The 455-nt window shown below is 71.9% G+C and carries 1 protein-coding gene; it reads left to right on the top strand.

Features of this window, described 5'->3' with window-relative positions:
* Positions 1 to 180 precede the first annotated feature (180 nt).
* Positions 181 to 423 (top strand): hypothetical protein, encoded by a 243-nt coding sequence (locus tag A6R74_RS22870; protein ID WP_205634124.1) that lies wholly within the window; start codon positions 181 to 183, stop codon positions 421 to 423.
* Positions 424 to 455 lie beyond the last annotated feature (32 nt).

Raw genomic sequence — 455 nt, 5'->3', positions numbered from 1 at the left:
GGAGGCGGGGAGTACGGAGCGGGTCGGCTTCGCAGGTGCTGGAAGACCCGCCGGACGTGACGGCCGATGTCCGTCATCTCCACGGGCAAGGGAACTGGGCGGTCCTCACGGAGCTTCTGGAGCACGCCACCCTCCACCTGAAGGGCGTCGTGCTGGATATCCGCAGAGGAGATGTACCCGGTGCCCGAGGGGCTGGGCGCCGTTGCCGCCGCCCGCTACGACGATGAGGGGTTGGCACACCCACTGGTGTTCCTCCGCCGCGATCCGGCCGTCGGCCTGCGCGTGGACCTCCTCGGCTGCTGCCTCGCGCTGGCCGCCGGCACCGAGTACCAGGACCGGGAACCCGACGGTAACGGCCTGTTCCATGTCGGCACGGCGGCGGGTCCGGCGTGCGGCCCGGGGCTGCGCTTCTGGGTGCTCTGATGGCGCCAGGACCAGGTCAGGGGCCCGACCCG

Source organism: Halomonas sp. ALS9, from assembly GCF_001651035.1.
Taxonomy (GTDB): domain Bacteria; phylum Pseudomonadota; class Gammaproteobacteria; order Pseudomonadales; family Halomonadaceae; genus Vreelandella.
This window is presented reverse-complemented; position numbering and strand designations above follow the sequence as displayed.